The sequence below is a fragment of the Flavobacterium salmonis genome (genome assembly GCF_903819435.1).
Classification (GTDB): Bacteria; Bacteroidota; Bacteroidia; order Flavobacteriales; family Flavobacteriaceae; genus Flavobacterium; species Flavobacterium chungangense.
Genome location: NZ_CAIJDP010000080.1, coordinates 1 through 19,933 on the forward strand (window position 1 = coordinate 1; position 19,933 = coordinate 19,933).

The following is a 19,933-nucleotide window of genomic DNA, read 5'->3' on the forward strand; positions in this document are numbered from 1 at the left end:
CTGCAATATAATAGATTTCGGACAGCAATGACCTTTCGTATTCATGAGTTAACAAGTTAAAAAAGGCAAAGTTAAAACGTAGCTAGATGCGACAGAACCAATTAGGTACTATTATAGTGATAAAATAGTACCTAATTTCATAATTTCTATTAAATCATGAAATATATTTATTCATGACCGGCATAAATTATATAATTAATTACGTAGTAAGGTTGCATTGTATTATGAAAACCGTTGCCTCCGCTACTATCCGTTCCATTTAAATTCTGTGATGTATCCGCTTTTGTCTTAAAAGGAAAATCACTACCACCGCTACCATCAAAGCTTCTGTAATGCAATCCAAAATCGCCTCTATTTATTGTATGAGTATGTTCCGGCATTTCATTAATACTTAGCCTATGTCTAAACTCTCCTCCTGTTTTTCCTAGTGCCCAATTGTTATTTCCTCCAAAATTTGGGATTGTGCCGTCAGACTGAGTGCTATCATTAGATGTACCACTACCGACAAATGTTCTTCCTGCCAAATTAGGAGTTGTATTACTTCCTAAAGCATTTATAAGTGCCGCATACTTTCCAGGTATTTCTCTACCATCACATTTAAGCCAACCGTTAGGCATTAAAGAATCATTTAGTATAAATGCTACCACTGTTCCCATAGGAACCTGACTAAAATCTGAAATCATATTGTTTCCCATATCTATAGTTTTTATATTATTACTTTCGTAATTATTTTCAACTATACCCGGCATTACTAAATGTTCAATAGCACGCAAGCGATCGTCAGCCTTTTGTTGTTCTTTTTTTAATTCGCTTACGGTTTTAGACAATGTTGAATTTTTTGTTTCAAGTACTTCAATACGTTTCAGCAAAGCTTGTGTAGCACTTACATTAAGCATAGCAATAGCCTCATAATCCACCGAATGGAAATTATTGACTTCTTTACCATAAACAAATACACTTCCTTCTTTTGTACAGTCCACCTTAATATTATTTCCATCAATTTCTAAAACACTGAGCACTACTTCTTCTTCACTAAAAACAAGTTTTATTTTATCTCCAATAACAAGATCTTTTGTATTTGTATGTATCCAACCTTTGTGTATAGTACTTAATTGGTAAATATTCGGAATAATTTCAGCCAGATTATTACTTACAGCCATTGGATAAACTTTTTCCACTTGCTGTGCAATTACTTTTTTATAAACCTGATTGCCTTTTCCTATAGAATCGATCATCCGATAATTAGTTATTTCAATCTTTGAAAGGGTTTCAAGATCATTTTCTTTGTCACTTATTCCTATAATTTTCTTAATCCGCTCATCAGACATAACATTAAATTGTTGTGAAGTAACCCCATCAGAAGCATATATTGAATTCTTTAAATTCCCTGTAATGAATTTAGAATAGTTTTGTCCATAAAAAAAAACACTATTCCCCTCATAACCTTGTTGCCCAATAACAACCAGTTTAGCCTGTGTAGGTGTAGACGTACCAATACCTACATTACCATTAGGTAAAATTTTCATTGCATCTGTAGTTTGTGCCTGTAATTTATTTGTAATTATAAATAAGATGATTCCCAATATTCTATATCTTTTTTTCATTTTATAAAGATTTAATTAAATAAAAATGTGAATTAATAGCCTGTTTTACAAGTTACCTGAGCTCCTTTAGCAACTGTAAATCCTGGTTTAAAAGAAATACTCCCTACTGAATTAAGAACAGTATTAACTGAAGGTAATACGTTAATTCCTTCAACACTAATAGAATTAGAAGCACGATATACAGTATTAGTACTTAAATTAGTCTGACCAATAATTACGTCATTTTCTGCAACTTTACTTGCCGTTACTGCTATTAGGTTAGTTGCAGTAACAGTATACAGAGTTCCATCAGGAGCTAGTGTTAAGTTTTTCTTAGTATTACCAATAGCAGCATCAAAATCTACAGAAAATGAATTGGGGTTATTCATGTCATTTTTAAATCCCATAATTTTTTTAGTTGCGCTATAAGGATCTGTTGCATAAATATTAGATGAAGCATCAGAGATCAATATTGATGCATTGTCTAAATAAGCAGATTTATCAAAAACATCAGCTTTATTGTCCAAGGCATTATATTTTGAAAATTTATTATTAAAAACAAAAAAAACGTTTGATTCTGCATCTATAACAGGTTGAGATATTCCTGTATTAATGGTATTACCGGAATACAGGAATTGTGTTTTTATAATTATGCCTTTATCATCAATATCAAAAACAAAAAGTTTACTGCTATTATCGAATCCATTAAGCACAAAAACTTTCGAATTATTTTGAACTACTGGTGATGGAATATAAAAGTTAATATCATTCTGATATCCATTCATAACATAGTCTGATGTAGAAATTACACTTCCATCCAGATTATCCAATACAATCAGGCGGCTCTTTTTGTTCCTTGTATCTATATTGATAAAAAAAGCTTTACTTTCATCTGGACTTAATGAAACAGGCCCATTTACTTCTCCTACTTTTTGTTCATATTTCCATCTTACCTTAAGTTGTGGATAAGCAGAAAGAGCAGTAATACCGTTATCAGAAGGCAGATAAAGTGTATTATCATAACCTATTACTGCATTATTATTTAATGTCGTTATTTGCTTATTAGTAATATCCGATAGAGATTTGCTTAATAAAATATTACCCGAATTATTTAAATCCAGTACATTTAATTTTCCGGATCTTGAAATATAGTATAACCTACCCTGTTCGTCAATTAGAGGCCAGGACTTAGCTACATCATCAACCTCTTTGCTCCACAAAACATTTCCTTTTGAATCTAGTTGCTTTACAAGGAAAACTCCTTTTATTGCCGAAACAGCCTGAGTAAAAACAACAGGTTGGTTTTTATAGATAACCAAAGCTCCTGTAGGACCTATTTCCTGAAAAGATTCATTTCCTGAATTTTGCAACTTTCTAAGTTGTGCAGCAACCACAAACGTATTTGTTTTCCAGTTTAATAAACTGGTATGTTGTAAGTTTACAAAAGGTTGCGACCAATCTTCTCTGAAAGGATAAGGATCTACTTCGTAAGTTACCAGTAATTTAGGCTTCTTTGAAAAATTCATTGTAATTTCTGAAGTCATAGACGAGAAAAAGTTTGTATCCTGTCCTTTTTCAGGCGAACGTGCAGCTAATGATAAAATTCCGTCCGACAAAAATTCCGAAACTGGTTTAGGTGAATCCGGTATTCTAAGCTTCATAGTTATAGATGTTAAGCTCTTTTTTAACTGAGCCATACCTATAGGCCCATCAGCATTGTTTTTTATTTCTGCCCAATTTAATTTTGGATCAGCTAAGCTTGTTTCATTTCCTGTCCATTCATTACTACCTTTTAAAACTGTTATTGTTTGAATTGAAAAATCAGACATTCTATCATTAGGCTTATTGTATAATTTTAAACCTAGTGATTCTATTTTGGCATTAAGAGGTAAATTTTTAAAATCAAATTTAAAAAAGGATTTATTGGTCTCATTCCCTTTTTCATCAGCGCTTATACGCAAATCGTTAGTATTTCCAGACGGGACAGCCTTATCAAGTTCAGGCAACAAAACAGTATACTTTGATTGCGAAAACCCATCTATAGGTTTTATTAATATAAACAAAAAAAAGGCCAGATATATACAATACAACTTACTCATAATCAATGATTTGAATTTAAAAATTAGATTAAAATTAAAGTTTGGCTGGTTACAACCGGTACCCAATAAAACAAGTTAGAATAAGTGATTCCAAGATCACCCTCATTGGTAAAAACCATATACCATAAGCATCCTTTAAAAAAAGCTGTTACAATTTTGGAATCTTTTGTTGTAGCAAAACTTTCAACTCCGGATGATGTATCTAATTGACTGCTTCCATATTTACCATTGCTTAGCGTTACTCTATAAAAATATTTTTTCTTGTTTTCATTTTCCTCATATCCACCTAATAAAAAAATGCCTGTACTATCAATAGTATCCTTACCTAAAAATGACAAGCCTGAAGACAGATAGGAGTTATTATTAATTTTCAATGGTGTAATTTGTGTCCAATTGTTCTTATTCCATTTCCATATATCTGAAGTTACTCTCCCTCCTGCTTCTGAAAAGCCTCCACCTATCCATAATTCTCTTTTTTCGCCATTATTATTCAATTCTATAGTAGTCCCGGCAAGACATCTTGGCTCCCATTGCATTTTTACAGGAGTGTTTTTATTTGTATTTACACTTCCATTCTCGTTAATATTATCCCATTCTTTACCATCTCCTGAAACCCATATATCATTTAAAGCTTTTCCCCATTCATCTACACCGCCCATTAGCCAAATTTTATCATGATCTCCATGGGGAAAGATTACACAGCAATGTCCTGTGCGTGCAGGCCATGGTAATTTATCTTTTATAACTACCCTGGAGCCCGCTTCAGCATCTAGATTTATAATAGCAATAGAGTTTTTACATTCCATCGGTTGTATGTAGCTGCCACCAATAAAAAACAAACGCCCATATAATTCTCCTGCACTTCTCATATGCAGCAAAGGAGATGTAACAAAAGGTCTTAATTTATTTTTTTCTTCATCAGAAAGTTCAATTCTGTGCCAATCATCTGAAAAACCTTCATTAGTATTCGTATATCCTATATGATCGATAGAAGTATTTTTATTTTCAGTTTTTAACATTAAACTAAATAAAAACGAGGAATCCTGACTAACACAAAAATTAGCTATTTTGTATATTGAATAAATTCCAGTCGGATTTGCATTAGAATATAATTTTGATTCTCCTAAGGCTCTTACCATTATTACTTTTGTAATAGAAACATTTCCTATCTTCACCTCCAATATATAAGAATGATCTCCATTTGAAATACTTTTAATTATATAATTTCCTACGTAATTTGTTGCCTCTCCTTTTTGTAATTCTTGTAACCCTTCCCTCAAAATATAACTATCACCTTTAATATTCCACGATAATGTAATTGATTCATTACGTTGTAAAACAGTATAATTTGACTCAAATAATTTTATTTCCGGTTTTGCCTGTTGTGCAATAGCAGTAAAAGGTATCAATACAAGAGGTTTAGGCTCAGTTGTATCGTTTTTGTCTTTAAATCTTATTTTTAATTCTGTAGAGGGTTTGCTAATTGTACATTTTTTCGCTCTAATCTTTAATATCAAATAGATATATTCATCATTATAACTTCTTGGAAAATTATATGATCTTTTGCCCTGATTATTATTATCGTACGATAATTCGCAAATTTTTACCGGAAAGGTTAATGTTTTATTTGTATCATTAGTTTTTGCCCATAAATCACAGTTAAGGTTTTTCAAATCATCGCCTTCTGCTAAAGTTTCGATATTTTCTATCGAAAAAAATCCCATAAGTAAAATAGCTCTTAATTCGTCCTGTGAGATCATTACATCCAGTTCCAATACATCGCCATTTGTTACCAAATTACTACTGCCTGTTGTTACATAACCCATATATTTTTGATTTTTATATGTTAATCATTAGTTTTTAAATTGCTTAACCTCAACCATCCTTCATACACCTGCTGCTTTCTAAAACCCAAAATCTGCTTGTTTTTTCCTTCTGCTAAGTCTTCATTATTTTGCCAGGTCATAACATCCGATTTATGTGTCCATTTCCAATTTGCATTGATACTTGTTGGTATAGGTATATCTGGTGCTACTTTTTCGGCTATAAAAGGAGCTACTATAAAACTAATGTTCAGTTGGGATAACAATCGGGCTGAATTATGATTAAATAATTCCACAAACTTTGTAGGTAAAATTCCGGTTGATAAATGAACACCCATTGAAGGATTCATCAATAAGGTTACTTTTGTAGGATCCTGATTCAGCGTGATTTTTAATACCTCATCTTTCTTAAAAAAAGGCTCATCACTAAAATTAAACTCGCGAGGATTTGCAGTAGTACAGAATAAATCAGGCTCATAATCTGTAAAATAACCTATTAAACCATCTTTTTCAATTGAATGATCTCCTATTGTAAGCGGAAATTTAACCGTTTCTATATTGCCTATATCTTCTTTACCTGATTTATCCCATCGCTGATTATAATAAGGAAGCCCTAATAATTCAAGCCCTATTGAACAACGTACCAAAGCTAGTGGCTGACCATACAATAATGCCGATGTATTATTTTGTATTGCATTATTGCCTAATGTATTTAAACTTATTTTATAGGCAAGATCCATAATCCCTGATACTTTACTTCCGCTATCAAGTGTATCAAGCAGTCTTTTTAATTGCAGATTTTCTGTGAGATCAGTAAATGTATCCCTACCCGGAAAAGGCTTTTTTAAAAGCTTAAGTCCTTTGTCTTTTGTAAGGTCTGAACCTATTTGAAGTATCAAAACTTCATTACCATCACCATCATAAACCATTATACTATGGTCTAGATAATTAGGAACCAACCATCCAAAAACTGGATTATCCAATTTCCCGGTATCCTGATACACAACCTCATCCTTTATGTTTAACCAATTAAACCGTAATCGTGAGGGCTGGATAATTCTGGGAGGTAAAGGAATTATTGTCCCTGTATCTTCTTGCTCTCCTTTTAAGGTAACAGCACATGTTATTTTAGGATTACTGATACTTTTATCAACTATTACTTTTTTAACCTGTCCAAAAACATCTACTATAGAAAGGTTTTTTATTTCAACAAAACCTGATCGTAATGGATTAAAAATATTTGAATCAATCCCATTTATATTTCCGGGATTACATCCTAACCTATAACCATTTTCACCAATAATATTTAATTCGTCCTGGTCAATTATATAATCAGTATCAAAACGATAATTTTCATCATTTACGTATTTAAAAGGAGGTAATTGAATATCTGATCTTTGCATTAATAACATTTTGTGCAAACCACTCAATGACTGAGCAATCAGGTTCAGGTTTCCATATTTATTTACAATAGAATCTGGTATAATCCTCTTAAGATTAGCAAAAACCGAATTAGAAAATGGACTTATCCCATTAATTGAAATACTTTCACCATGATCTTTTGTTGATTGCTTCTTAAAATAAAGATCTTCCTGTAGCTTCCATTTATCAGTATTTTCAATAAGATCCAGATCTTTTACATCTGGATTGTTAGAAGTATAAGAGGCATCCCATACCATAAATAAAGGTGTCCATGCCTGTTGCCATTTAGTTAAAGAGAAGCTTTCGTAGGCTTTTTCTTTACCTTCATAATTGGGGCTTAATTGCTTCTCAATTACAATTTTACTAAAAGCTTTAATTACAGGACTTGTTTTATCTTTTCCTTCCCCTAACTGTGCTTCATTATATGCTTCAAGTGCAATGTCTAAAGAAAGTGAATGATCCAGTAAAAGTGTTTCATAGATCAATGTCTTTATTCCTTCAAAAGGTATTTTAGGATGCATTAATTCATCAACTTTAGGGATGTTGATTTTAGAACTAAAAATAGTAACCGGAATAGTTACATCGTTATATGGAACATTTAAGTAAAGCTTTCTTAATATCTGATTATCAAACCTACAATTAATTTCTTTGTCAGAGGTTTGGAAAGCAGGTTTTTCTGTATTACCAATACCAGAGCCGCAAAGTAAAAGCACGGGGTCATTAGGTTCCCAAAAACGGTCCTCTAACTTTTCTTTAAGTTTAAATTCAGGATTTTTGCCTGATAATTCTTTATATTGGTTTATATTAGATACCTGCTGTTTTATTTCCTTATTTAGTAAATCTATTTCTACTTTTTTACTAACAAGCTGGTCTAAAATATTTTTTCTGGAAGTACCGTAATCAAAGTCACTAACATCATAATCATTAACTGTTTTAGCAGCTTGCTTATACCATAAAAAATAATATTCCTGCTGAAGGTTTAAAATTTCCTGTTTTATTTTGTTACTATCAATCTGCGTTTCATTTAAATCATTCAGATCCTTTAAAATAGCACTGTTATCAGGAAAATGAGGCTTCTCATCCTGCTTACTTTCTAATTGTTCATCTTCTACTTCAACTCTGATTATTTCCCAATATGAACCTCTGTTTTTGGGAGAAAACCCTCTTTTATGAATTTCTGTTTTTATAGATTTTAAACCGGGCTCGTTCTTGTTATCATCTAAAAATTGGTATTGAAGCGCATTTAACAGCTCCTCTATACCCGATTTTTCAACATTATTGCTTTTTATAATTTGTGCACTCAATGATTCTATTGCAGTATTTCCTGCATAAACCTGTATTTCTCCATCAGGAACTCCGCTTTTTAATTCATTATTCCATTGAATGCTATGTATTGAAGAATGTAATAAACAAGAATCCGGATATTCATCTTCATCACATTTCCACATCTTTTTAAACCAGTCTGATTCTCTTTTTCTATCGGTATATTCTTTTATTACCGGCTCTGTCTCAAAATCTAAAGGTGCAATAGGATCAATAGACAGATCATTATACCAGCCTGTTACAATATAAGAAATGGTACAATCTGAATCGATATCTTTCATATCATCATGAAAGCCAAAAACATTTTTGCTACTAAGATAAAATGATGAAAAGTAAGGATTAGCTGCTCCAAATCCCGTCAAAATCGGCTCTGATACACTATCATCATAAACAGAAGACCATTCAATAGCTTTGCCTAAATTGCTTAAATCAAGTTTATCATTTTTTACTGTTATCCAGTTTGGTACAGGATCATTATTTCTGATACTATTCTTTTCATCACTTTTGATCACCCATAAACGGGATTCCATATTCTTTATTCCTTTATCTGTCCTGATACGAACTACCATCCATCGGTTAGGTGCATATGGAAACTTAGCTTCTTCGTTTTCACCTATAAAAGAATGTTTTAAAGCTTTTGGTAATGTCCAGTGTAAGTGTATACCCCTTTTTAATTCTACAGATTTATTTATATTCGGCTGAAATACATTTCCTAAAATACTTTGGTTGTATCTTCCAAATTGCGGACTTAAATCCAAGCAATCATCTTTATCACTACCCAGAGCCAAAGCCTCCATATACATTGGCACAAAAAGTTTAGAATTATTGCTCATGGTTCTTTGTATTTTGGATGTTAATCAAAATGTCTTTCTTTACAGGACTATCTGCCATTTGGTAAGCAAATTCTGCTGAAGTAAAGTACTTACCACTGCTTTTTCCTGTAGTATTCATCCAATTCTTTTCTATTAATTTTTGATGCATAACATTAGCCAAACCAGCTATATCTATGATACCATTATTTATTAAACCTTCGTTTAATTCTTTGTTTACATCTGCAGTACCATCAATTATTTTCTGGTTAGTACCGTCTTCATTTTTTAAATTTTTGTTATAACCGCTTTTAGAGGTTTTTATACCAAAATGAAGACCTTCATAAGGCTGTTTTATTGTAATACTGGTAATAATACCATTAAAAACACCTAAAAAAATATCAGTATCAATCCGTTCAAAACGCAATGCCGGAAGTACCTTATTATCGGCATCAAAAGCCGTAATTTCTAATCCCCTCCAACCGGAAACAAGATCAGATCGAAATAAAAAACCAGTGGTGTTTAGTTTTCTTCCGTCTATATTTTTATTATCATCAATTATTAAAGATTCTGTGGTATAACCGTCAATAAAATTACCACTCACAGCCATTTCAAGAAGTGAATCATTGTTGTGCATTCTGCCAATACTAAGTGCACCGTCCAGTAACGCTTCAATCCAGTTAGGATCAACATAAAACACTGAAAGTGTACCCGTATAAGCTTCATTTTTTTTAGAATGTTCTTTTTCAAGAAGAAATTCATGAGGCAACAAGTAAGAAAATGGAATCCCATTTAATTTATATAAATTGTTTAAAAAGATTTTTACTTCTTTTGGAATTTTAAGATCTAAATCTGATATTCTTTCTGAAAAAGCAACTGTCTTAATGGCATTCAGCTCTCCGAGATAACGTATTACTTTATCTTTTAAATGAATATCACTTTCATCTTCCAGAATAGCATTAATTACCGCTTCTTTTGTTTTACCGGCTTCAATCTGAGTTTGAGATATGCACCAATTTAACATTGTTTTTGAAAACTCCTGGTTTTGTAGAGCCAGTATGCGTCCCAATTGCCATGCTGTAGCGTAAGAAACATCAAAAAGCCCAGTCGCATCATCGTATCGTAAGGCAGCATCAGATGATGAAAAAGAGATCGTCTTTGAAGTAGCTGGTAATAATTTTGGAACAAATGGTCCATGATACCAAGCTATAGTATTTGCTCCGGTTCGGGTTAAATGTTCAAGCGGTACATAACCTGAAACAAAATAAGGACGCAATTCAATTGCTTCGTTTTCTCTCTGTATGTTTATACTCTTTATTTCAAAGCTATTAGCTAATTGCAAAAAGCTTGCATTACCCGAATCTATAAAGTTCCAACTGGCAAGTACTACAAGCCTGATCTTAGTCTCTGCGGGAATATTCTTTTTTGGACTGGCATCTCTTAAATAGTTCGTATACCCTTCAAGGGAAACCAATATTGCTGTATTTTGTTTACCACTTGACGGTAACCTGTTACCAACAATAACCGAAAAAACTCCGTTACCATCAGCATTAATATCTGTAATTCCTTCTTTATCCTTATTCTCAATACTAACTTCTTTTGCATGGGCTAATAATGAAAGGCTTTTCATAGAAGGAATACTCGTTTCAAATTGTTCCTTTGTCAGATCAATTGTAAAGCAGCCATCGGTTGCTTTTTCCCATTCCATTAATTTTAATACATCCCTAGTCGACGCTTTTGTATCAAAAATTTCAGGACGGATAATTCCATCTTCTGTATTAGGCTGTACAACCGCTGCAAGGGTGTTTTTATTTATCTGTAAATGATTCATCTCTTCTTCTTCAAAAAGAAGGAGTGCCATCCAGGGTACCGGTGGCAAATCTTGCGGATTACGCTTCTCTTCAGGAGTTGTGCTCCTTTGAAAAACAGGAAGCTGTCCGTCTAATGTACGTTCCCATGGCAATGTCCTTCGCGTAAAAACCACGTGGGGTAATGATTCAGAATAATTACCCGATTTATTTGTAGGAGGGTATACTGAATAAATATCGTTTGGGTTAAGAGTAAAACGGGCAGCATCAACACCAAAGTCAAATGTCTTTTTTATGTCCTGAATACTAACATTGTCTTTTATTATATGTTGATTTACTTCAGTAGTATATTTACCCGCAACCATAGCAGGTAAAAAACACTGAACAATTTTAGTATTTTCACTCATTTTCTAAGTTTTGTATGCTTTATTTTACGTCTGTACTATATTGTGGTATTTTCCCTATTTCACATATTACCGGAATGCCTTTAAAATACTCCTCTTCGTTTGACATATTTTTACGAATTGCTGCTTCATCAATATCAGGAAAGCTTTCATCAAAGCCTTCTTTAAGAAGTGTATGTATCTTTTCCCGCAGTTCTATTACCTTAGGTTTTTCATAGGTTTTTTCAAGAATGCCAGCAACTTTAACTTTTTTCTTCTCGTCATAATAACCTAAGACTTCAAAAGCATGATAGGCCTCTCCTGATTTGGCTAAGGAAAATATCCACAAAAATTCATCATCAAAAGCATCAAATAGTTTAGAAAAATCAAAGGTTCTTATTTGTGATACCTCTGGTAAAGCCGGAGGCTGCAATAACAAACCGCTAAGCACATTTTTTATAACTTTTGATGTACCCGGATTCGAATTATTGCTTTTCGATTCCTCCCCACTCCATAAAGCTTCTGCTACTCCTTTTGCCATACAGAAAACTTGCATAGGCATTTTAGAGTTATTCAGTATAACATCAACATTCATTTCAAAGGATACAGTACCTTTTTTAAAGCCACATGGCCGTATACCAATGTTTCTTTCTCTCTGAGCGTAAGTTGTATTACCTATTTCAGATTTCATTACTGTATCCCCTGTAACTTCTTGATTATTGATTTTTAATAGTAATACAGGAATAAATGAATCAATAGTAATTGCCAGCTGGCAAGGATTTATCACCGGAAATTTAGATTCACTTTTTACTTCTATCAAACCATTACTAATGGTAATATTGGTAGGCTCCGGATTTGAAATAGCTACTGTTTCAAGTATTTTTTCTCCTGATTTCTTCTGCGGGATAAATCCGATTGAAAATTCTTCCCATTTGAGCTTTTTCGGTTCTTTCCTGGAAGTATCTCCAAAAGGAATAGTAAATGAGAAGATCGTCCAGTCAACATAGGCTTCTCCTGCAAACGGAGGTCCCCATATGTGTAACTGTGCTCCCATTTCAAAGCTGAAATGAATTCGTATAAATGCAATTTTAATATCGGCTTCAATTTTAACTGTGATTCCCATATCAATGTAATATTGAAAAGGAGTCCAGAAAATTAGCATATCTGCCCAAATTATAATAGATACTCTTACGATAGATGTCTTAAAAAGCACTTCCCATTTTCCTCCCGCCATAATTGCCGAAGAGGTAAGTGCATAGTACATTTCTCCTTTAATTGACAGTAAACTGCTTATTTTCCAGCTTAATGCCAATCGTGGTACTGTAGGATAATGAACAGGTTTTATAAATTTTGGGTGATAACCTCCAAGAGTAATTACAAAATCGCCTTCATATGGTCCTTTTATCCATGTATAAAAAGCAAATCCCCCCGATAATTTACAATCTTTTGAAAGAACATAAGAGTTAGGAGTAATAACAGCTTCAACAGAAATTACATCACTTCCCGGACCAAAATGTGCAAGAATAGCAAGTTCAATATATACTATTGGTTCAGGAGTCATAGATTTTTCCGGCCAGCTAAGTCTCGAAAGACCCAAAATAGCAAATTCAAGCTGTGTACCAAAATTCACTGTTAACAAAACAAACGATTCGATAAGCTTAAAAGAAGTGAATTTAATACCCACAGCCAGCCAATAATCTCCTATAGAAATTTCTATTGGCTTTTTACCATTTTTCATTGGTTTTTCAAGAGTAGCCAATAGTGATAATAATCCATCATCTTTTTCCGGCTTCATGGCTAAAGCCACAAGAGGAAATAGAGCTACTTCATCAATAGATGGTACATTCACTTTACGGTTATAACCAAATCCGGCGGCAATTCCGGTCACAAAAAAGAATGCCGGTCCACCAATAGGTCCGTCAAAAACACCATAAATAAATAGAGATGCTTCATCATTTACTTTAGCATAGGATCCTATAGCTGAAATACTAAAACGGCTTATTTTTATAATTGCCCCTCCATTATAAACATCAATAGTTTTTCCATCATAAATAGCCGTTGAGTGTAAAAATGCTCCGGATATTTCTATTGGCGGTACTTTGTAAGAAAGACCCAGTCCATCTAAATAGAAATCTGGCGCAGAAGGTGGCCATTGAAGTTTAAAACTCAGACCGAATCCCATTAACTGCAGACCCATTCCCTTCATTTCCATAGAAGCATCCATGAGAATAATAATCCTGCTGTCCTGATATGCAAAACCCAATCGCTGAATGGTTACCGGCCCAATTTTTTTATCTAACTTTTTCCATTTTGTTTTTGAAGATACACCGTCTCCCAATGGTGCTACAGCAGTAGTATTAGCTTGCTTTAAATCCGTCGGGGTTTCATATTCTTCTTCGGTTACATTATTTAAAACATAATATTCTTCATTTCCATTAATTGCTAATTGGGTAGAAATATTAAAGCCCGCATTTATATCAACGGGAGGTAAACCGGTAAATCTTTTAAATTCTTCTTTTACAAAGGATCCCTGGCAATAAATTGCCAAAACCTCTTTAAAGGCAAACGCGTTATCCTGAGATAAAACAGGACCTGCTAAAGGAAGATCATTTAAATCTAAATTGATCCCTGCCCCCATTCCAAAGAATAAGCCTGATGTATCTTTTTCCTTTTTATAAAGTAAAAAAGTCTTAAATTCTTTGAGTGTAAACGAGAGGTCAGGTATTTTATATAATATTTCATCTCCAAAGAATTTTGCAGCTATCGCTCTAAGATCAATAGTTACTTCTCCTCTGTTTTGATAATTGGCATAGACATACCATGTGTCTTTATCTTTAGAAAATTCAAGTGAGAAATAGTGTTTATCAATCTTTAAAACTCCTCCAAAAGAAAAAGATTTTATTCCATCATTTTCCTGAGAATCAATCTGTATCGCAGCATTAAAATATTTTTCATTTATATTGATCTTACAATCAAATTCAATTTTAAATTCAGAAGACTTAATTCCTTCGGTTCCATAAGTTACTGAAAAACGTTTAAAAGCAACGGCATTTAAAATTTCAGGAATTAGCACCTCTTTTTCTGTACAACACTTAATTATATCTTGTATGGTTATTCCATTTTTTTTGTCAGATTCTAAGGAAGCATATAAAAGACTCTCTTTTTCTGTTTTTTCAGTAATTCTGTTTCTATAGCCTATAGCAATATCAACAGAAATTGGAGCAGACGGATTTCCTAAATGGAATTCTGTCTGCCCGGTAATTTCTAATAAGAAAGGCTTTAAGTCTGACATTATGGTATATATGTTATAAACGAACTAATAATCTTTATATTAAATACTACTACACAGTGGTAGGCAATCTTAAATTATTATTTCGCTAAAGCTTATGTTTCAATAACTAGGGAGTATTGGTTATCCTAAAACCAGCCTTTTTAATGGTAAAGTTTCTAAATTTAATTTCATCTCCATCTTTAGTCTGTACATTGAAATCAAATGTATTTTGAGTGGTATTGAAATAAAAATCTTTAAAAATGATCGATAATTCTCCAGGCTTTTCTCCATCTCCAATTTCCGGATAGCTTGGTTTTTCTGTATCACCAGCTTTATCCTGAATCCAATCTACAAGATTTTTAAGTTTAATGCTTGAACCCGGCGCACCATCTTCTTTATCACTAAAATCAATAATCCAATCTCCTTTTGGATTTTTTACAGATTGAAGGTTACTTATCCTTACACTAACTTCCACAGCAGGTTCTGATTTATCTTTTGGACCAATTTCTATCTGTCCATTTAAGCCAAACTTATATTTTGAAACATCTATTAGTCCACTTATCTTATATTTAGCACCATCATTACTAATGCTTCCACAAACTGCCCTTGCAATTACTTTAGTATCATCCTTCCACGTAACCTGAATATTATCAGAGGATTTCCAGTTTGAAGTAATTCCGCTTACAGAAATTGTGTTTGAATAACCTGTTTGATTGTCAAATTTTTTCACATCCTCATCGGATAGTAAAGTTGAATCTGTTAGATTTTTAATTTCTTGAATTGCTGCTGCCATAATTATTGGTTTTAAAAGGTTTATTAATATTTAATTATATAATTCATAGCCATCCATTTTGGGCGGTTTTGGCCAGTATTATCTCCACTGGTAAAAGTTGGTATAGAAACTGTAACTAAATGATAATGATCGCCTTCCGACTGAGTAGTTTCTTGCTGTATATCATTACCATTAGTATCAATACCTGAATAATCTCCTTTGGCAAAATATCTTTTGTACCAGGATGCCTTAAATTTATGGGCATGTGCACCATTTGTACTTGTTGTATATGTCCTTTCAGGAGGACTTATACTATGGTTATGCTTATCTGCATCACCTTTTCTACCAACCTGCTCTTGTCCATTTGACGGATTTGCTCCCATAACAAAGGTTTGTCTCAAATCAGGAACATTAAATTGTCCGTTTGCTCCTCCATAGAGAGTACCTATTACTTTAAAAAGTTCGCTTTTATCTCCTGATGCTGAATAAGAACTTCCATCACATAGCAACCAGCCTTCTGGTGGTTTTGTACCTGCAAAAGCCAAAATTGATCCCACTGGCATCACATTACCTGTTTTATCATCAATTCTACCTTCAGACTTAATATTTCCATCTACCTGAAGTTTTTCCTTTGGGTTTGTTATCCCAACCCCAACATTACCATTAGGAAGTATTTTTAAAGCATCATTTTGAGCCAACAATAATTGGACGTTTGTCATTAAACAAACAAGAAGAATTAAAATGCTTATTATCTTTTTCATCTGTTGGCTATTTATGTTATTTATGAGTGTTTGAATTGAAACCCGAATCTATAATTTTTTTTCAAATTTTATATAAGTAGAAATACCCATTTGATTTCAACAGGTAATACTTACAGCTTTTACATATAATTATTTAATAAATAATTATGTATAGGCTAATTCATAAATAAAGTAGATAGCAAACACTATTCTATAACTAAATGAATTAAAATAGTAGGGTACTTTCATTATTTAGAGAATTGGATATACTAATAAAAGATGTAGACTGAAAAAGGATAAAAATTTCGTAAAACCTTCTTGATCTAAAAACAACATATTTGACCAAAAGCATACAGTCAAAAGCTATAAAAAATAGCACTTTAAAAAGCTTGTATTTCTAAATTTCGTATATTTGTATTATACTATTGAGAGTACAAATTTTAAAATGTACCTATAGGTGTACCTAAATTTGCAAAGGACTGAAAACACCAGTAATTGCTGGGATCTATATATGGGTAGCGGTACCTCTTTCTCCGCCAATAAAATAATTGTAACTAGATTTTCATACGGTTCTGTCGCATCTGTCAGAATCAAATATAACACTTTAAGTAATTTAAAAGTTAGGCCGCCAATTTACAGAATGATTTAAACATAGTTATCCCTGGTTCAATCATCTAATTCTTTCTCAGCATATGCACAACTTCAATTCCGCTCAATGTTCGTCTTGCTGATTCAAAGCTTTTAAAGCCTAACCCGTTTTGTATTCTCCATTTTATAAATCGATGGTCCTGTTCGACTATATTGTTGAGATATTTACACTGCCGGATTTTAATCTTTGAGAATGAACGTTTGTTATAGACTTTGATTGCTGCAGTATTAGAACCGCTTTTATCAATGTTTATTACTCTTGGCCGGCAATTATTAGTAATTGCTTTAATTAGAAAAGACTGAGCGCTCATTCGTTGTCTTTTTCTGCTCAAAAGAAAGTCAACCGTATTACCTAATCTATCTACCGCTCGATATAAATAACACCATATACCTTTTACTTTGATATAGGTTTCATCCAATCTCCAACTCGCCCCCACTCTGCCTTTTCTCTTCTTCATTTCTAACTCGATGAAAGGTGTAAACTTATAGACCCAGCGTTGAATAGTAGCATGATCAACATGAACTCCGCGCATTTTCATGATCTCTTCAACATCCCGATAACTAAGTGTAAATCTTAGTTTGAAATATACTGCCTGAAGAATTATGCATTTTGGATAACAATGACCTTTAGTATTCATCTTTTTGATCGGTTTAAAATTCTAAAGATAAAAGTTATTCCCAGATGCGACAGAACCTTTTTTTCCGTCTTTACAATTTCTTAGGGCAGAGAGAATTGGTATCCGCATTTAAATACATTACAAGTTTAAGAAATAAATTTAAAAACAAAACAAGTACAAATACCTGTTTGTTAAACAATTAAAGAATAAAAACAATAATTTTTAACAAAAGATTCATAGCAGTGATTTTTTGAACTTAATATCATTTGACATACAATAAAATAAAACAAATTTTAAAAATAATTCATCATTGTGATATCTGGGGCAGAATCGTGGCACAGCATAAAATTCCCTATAAGATTGAGCAAAGCCAACAGTTCAGGACATTGGTTCGAATCGGACTGAGACCGACACAAAATTGGTTTATTTTTCACATAAATTTTAGAAAATCTTGAAATGGTCTGGTAACTTGAGATTACAAAAACTCACGCCAAAATAATTATATTCACGCCAAATTCGCGCCAAAACAACGATATTCCCGCCAGTTAAAATGACTACATCTGATGTTATCATTGCCATTTCGAATGGGAATGAGCCACTTTTTTTCGTGCTTCAGCGACAATTAGATTTCCAATATATTAGTTGTTCACGTCTCGTGAACACCAATAAATGATTCAATGTAATATACAAATTAAAGTTATACTGCACTTTAGGCAGGAAGTCCTGCCACAGCTTTCCCACTCATTACTTCTCTGACCAAATGCCCAACAAATATTGCAAAGGGTTCAATATTCTGGTCTGTGCTGGCGCTTTCCAATGCTCTCATATAATCATCTCTTTTTTCTACAGGAATCACAGTCCAGGGATATCCTCCAGATGCCAGCATAGTGTTCATTAAGAAACGCGCCATTCTTCCATTTCCGTCCATATAGGGATGAATAAAAACAAATATAAAATGCCCCAGTACACTGCGAACAGAAGCTTCAGGTTCTTCTTCAAGCAATTCAAACAAAACGGGCATTGCATCCCTCATAGCATCAACATTTAAAGGTGTATGTTTTGAATTTCCTATGTACACTAAATGGTTTCTATATCCAGCCAAATCCGCTGGTTTCAAAATACCTGCTGACACACTTGGATCAAATAGCTCCCTGTACCACTTTCCATGATCAGCGTCAATCTGTGAACCAGCATTTTTTCCCTCAAGAATCAATTTTATACTTTCTTTTACAGATTGAAAAGCTTGATAGTATCCCCTAGCCGCCATGGCATCACGCTGTTTGCGATCGTCCTCATTTTCTTTAGCATCCCATTGGCCTGAACTTACTTTAGCTATCAATTCTGGCGTTACACGATATCGCTCAATAGATAGCGAATGATAAGCATCGGTAACATATATATCGTCTATATCTTTTAAAAACCCCTCATGATTTTCCGGAATTCCAGGAGCACCGGGAAAGTTTGCAATAACTATATCACGCATTTGGCTCCACATAAGACGAATACGATTTGCATATGGTGAACGTTCACGTCCTGAGAGTTTAAGATTAATCTTGTTTTCAAAAGGATCTTCCTCACGAATATCATAATCAGCCTGTTTAAAAGTATCAATAATTTGATCTGCAATCTTTTCACGACCAATATTTCTAAAAGCGCCCGCTAATCGTCCAGCTAAGGTTGTATGACCTTTCTCTAAAAGCAGTGGCAATAGTTCTGATGCATCTCTTATCAAAGATAATCCTGTTCGTGCATCAATAGCATTACGGACGTACGTGCTTGCTGAACTATAAATTAGTGCGGCCTGAAGAGTATACATCCGTATTCCGTTTCTATACGTCATTAGCTGATCTGCCTGAGGCAGATCTCCACGAAGATTAAAAAGAGAAGTTTTATGGGGAAAAACTGTGGAAAGGTTGTTTCCTTGTGGAGAACGAACTAGTAATTGCTTTGGTATTACTTCATTGCCTGCATGAATTAGTAGCGACTGATCTGGAGATAAACACCAGTTATTTCCATATTTACGTTCTAAATATGCTGCCGTAAATTCCCAATACGAGCTATACCATGAAGTAGTTTCACCATCTCTTTCATCGGGATTTGCAGCAATATACCATCCTTTCGTTACTTCTTTTATAAATCCGTTTTTTAAAAGTATTTCCCTATATCTTCGATTAGGGATATCATTTGTGTGAATACCAATAGTCCCTTTTTCTTGTAATTCCTGCAAGAATTTAAGTGCTTCTACAAATCTTTCACGTGGTGTTGCCATTTTATATCTTATTAAATACTAATGTATTTTATTGCTGATTATTACTTTGTAAAGTTAGTAAATAATGTCGTGCAAAAACTATTATATCTTGTAGTATCAAAACTATTATATTGTGTCGTGACAAATCTATTGTATCATGTTGTGATAAACCTATTGAATCATGTCGTGATAAACCTATTGAATCATGTCTTAATAAATCTATTGAATAGTGTCATGGTAATTCTATTGTATGGTGCTATGATAAATTCATTGCATGACTTTTAACTTGGTTCTGTCGCATCTGTCAGAATCAAATATAAGAATTTAAGTAATTTAAAAGTTAGCCCGCCAATTTACAGAATGATTTAAACATAGTTGTCCCATGTC

At 33.2% G+C, this 19,933-nt stretch carries 10 protein-coding genes; all 10 read right to left on the minus strand.

The window, feature by feature from the left end; translation table 11 throughout:
• Positions 1 to 167 precede the first annotated feature (167 nt).
• Entirely contained in the window at positions 168 to 1,604 is a 1,437-nt protein-coding gene (locus FLACHUCJ7_RS17970) for a tail fiber domain-containing protein (protein ID WP_180909886.1), read from the minus strand.
• 32 nt (positions 1,605 to 1,636) lie between these two features.
• Complete coding sequence (locus FLACHUCJ7_RS17975) at positions 1,637 to 3,682, minus strand: PQQ-like beta-propeller repeat protein (RefSeq protein ID WP_180909887.1); 2,046 nt, start codon at positions 3,680 to 3,682, stop codon at positions 1,637 to 1,639.
• Between the two features lie 23 nt (positions 3,683 to 3,705).
• Positions 3,706 to 5,508 carry a hypothetical protein gene (locus tag FLACHUCJ7_RS17980; RefSeq protein ID WP_180909888.1) on the minus strand — a complete coding sequence of 601 codons (1,803 nt, stop codon included), beginning with the start codon at positions 5,506 to 5,508 and terminating at the stop codon, positions 3,706 to 3,708.
• A gap of 20 nt (positions 5,509 to 5,528) precedes the next feature.
• Entirely contained in the window at positions 5,529 to 9,083 is a 3,555-nt protein-coding gene (locus FLACHUCJ7_RS17985) for a hypothetical protein (RefSeq protein ID WP_180909889.1), read from the minus strand.
• Positions 9,073 to 11,274, minus strand: coding sequence for a hypothetical protein (locus tag FLACHUCJ7_RS17990; protein WP_180909890.1), 2,202 nt, complete (start codon positions 11,272 to 11,274; stop codon positions 9,073 to 9,075). Before FLACHUCJ7_RS17990 ends, FLACHUCJ7_RS17985 begins: the two co-directional genes overlap by 11 nt.
• Before the next feature lie 19 nt (positions 11,275 to 11,293).
• Positions 11,294 to 14,542: a DUF6603 domain-containing protein gene (locus FLACHUCJ7_RS17995; protein ID WP_180909891.1), complete on the minus strand. Its 3,249-nt coding sequence runs from the start codon at positions 14,540 to 14,542 to the stop codon at positions 11,294 to 11,296.
• A 106-nt stretch (positions 14,543 to 14,648) separates the two neighbouring features.
• Complete coding sequence (locus FLACHUCJ7_RS18000) at positions 14,649 to 15,314, minus strand: hypothetical protein (protein WP_180909892.1); 666 nt, start codon at positions 15,312 to 15,314, stop codon at positions 14,649 to 14,651.
• A gap of 23 nt (positions 15,315 to 15,337) precedes the next feature.
• On the minus strand, positions 15,338 to 16,054 hold the full coding sequence (locus FLACHUCJ7_RS18005; protein WP_180909893.1) for a phage tail protein: 717 nt from the start codon (positions 16,052 to 16,054) through the stop codon (positions 15,338 to 15,340).
• 653 nt (positions 16,055 to 16,707) lie between these two features.
• The gene (locus FLACHUCJ7_RS18010; protein ID WP_180909894.1) at positions 16,708 to 17,319 is read right to left on the minus strand and encodes an IS6 family transposase; all 612 of its coding nucleotides are present in this window, start codon (positions 17,317 to 17,319) and stop codon (positions 16,708 to 16,710) included.
• Positions 17,320 to 18,007: 688 nt separating this feature from the next.
• The gene (locus FLACHUCJ7_RS18015; protein ID WP_180909895.1) at positions 18,008 to 19,567 is read right to left on the minus strand and encodes a Fic family protein; all 1,560 of its coding nucleotides are present in this window, start codon (positions 19,565 to 19,567) and stop codon (positions 18,008 to 18,010) included.
• Positions 19,568 to 19,933 lie beyond the last annotated feature (366 nt).